At 72.8% G+C, this 1,470-nt stretch carries 1 protein-coding gene and 1 pseudogene; one reads left to right on the top strand and one right to left on the bottom strand.

Annotated elements, in window-relative coordinates; translation table 11 throughout:
- Nucleotides 1-222: 222 nt before the first annotated feature.
- Complete coding sequence (locus GKQ77_RS32710) at nucleotides 223-1,161, top strand: DUF3027 domain-containing protein (protein WP_125513490.1); 939 nt, start codon at nucleotides 223-225, stop codon at nucleotides 1,159-1,161.
- A 96-nt stretch (nucleotides 1,162-1,257) separates the two neighbouring features.
- Here GKQ77_RS32710 and GKQ77_RS34205 read toward each other — a convergent pair.
- Nucleotides 1,258-1,455 (bottom strand): annotated as a pseudogene (locus tag GKQ77_RS34205) (tripartite tricarboxylate transporter substrate-binding protein); the annotation flags it as partial.
- Nucleotides 1,456-1,470 lie beyond the last annotated feature (15 nt).

Here is a 1,470-nt window from a genome sequence, read left to right as displayed (position 1 = left end):
GTACGTCGGTGTAGGCCCAGGGGCCAGGAGAAGGTAGCGTGCGTAGCGCGCCGCGGCGGTTGTTCTCGGCCGCGCGCCTCTCGGTCATCCCGCAGAATGGGTGACGTAGGTGCGCCTGAGAACGTCGGGCGCGGACGTTGACGCGGCCCCCTGGTCCGCTCCGTCCGCCCCCCGCGTAAGGGTGGCGCACTCGTGAGACGGCGTAGGAGAGAAGCGATACCTGTGAGCGCAGCGACAACGCGAAGCCGTACCCCGCGCACCCCGCGTACGCCCGACCGCCTGTGCGCCGAGGCGGTCGGCCTCGCGCGCGCCGCGGCCGAGGAGGCCGCCGCGCCGGGGGTGGTCGGTGAGCATGTCGAGGTCGTCGTCGAGGGCGACCGCGTCGTCACGCACATGTTCGAGTGCAAGGAGTTCGGCTACCGCGGCTGGCGCTGGGCGGTGACGGTGGCCCGCGCCTCGCGGGCGAAGGTCGTCACGCTCGACGAGACGGTCCTGTTGCCGGGACCCGACGCCCTGCTGGCCCCCGAGTGGGTGCCCTGGAGCGAGCGGCTGCGGCCCGGGGACATGGGTCCCGGTGATCTGCTGCCTACGGACGCGGAGGATCTGCGTCTGGAGCCCGGTTTCACGGGCGAGGAGGAGCCGCCGCCGAACTCCATCGTCTCGCAGGAGATGGCGGAGCTGGCCGAGGCCGAGGACGCGGAGGTCACGGCGGGCTCGCCCGCCGAGCTGCTGGTCGCCCCGGCGCGGGGCTCGATCGCGGCGATCGCCGATGAGCTGGGTATGCGCAGGGCGCGGGTCCTCTCGCGGTACGGGCTGCATGTCGCCGCCGACCGCTGGGAGGAGTCGCACGGCGCGAAGACGCCGATGGCGCAGGCGGCGCCCGCGGCGTGCGTCAGCTGTGGGTTCCTGGTCGCTATCGGGGGATCGCTCGGGCAGGCGTTCGGGGTGTGCGCCAATGAGTTCGGGCCCGCGGACGGGCATGTGGTCTCCCTTTCGTACGGGTGCGGGGGGCACTCCGAGGCGGCGGTCATGCCGAAGCCGCCGCGGCCGGCGCCGCCGGTGCTCGATGAGACTCGGGTGGATGTGTTGCCGCTTCGGCCTTCGGCGGATTCGGGGTCGGTCTCGGTGGAGGGGCCCGGCGAGGAGCTGGGCCACAGCTAGCGTCGACGTTCCGGCGGGCGGGGTGCTGGGCGCGGCCTGGGCACCGAACTTCTCCAGCTTGGCGCGCACGGCGGCGTTGTCCAGCGTGGCGCGCAAAGCCTGGTTCAGCTTGTCCACCGTGGCGGCCGGCGTGGTGGCGGGCGCTACGATGCCGTACCAGTTGTTGGACTCGACCCCGGTGATGCCCTGCTCGGCCAGCGTCTTCACATCGGGCAAGAGCGGGTGGCGCGTGGGCGCGGCAATGCCCAGCGGCTTGAGCTTGCCGCCCTGGATGTGACCGATCAGGCCCGGCACGTCGCCGAAGAAGCC

It is taken from the genome of Streptomyces anatolicus (genome assembly GCF_019400875.1).
Taxonomy (GTDB): domain Bacteria; phylum Actinomycetota; class Actinomycetes; order Streptomycetales; family Streptomycetaceae; genus Streptomyces; species Streptomyces anatolicus.
This window is presented reverse-complemented; position numbering and strand designations above follow the sequence as displayed.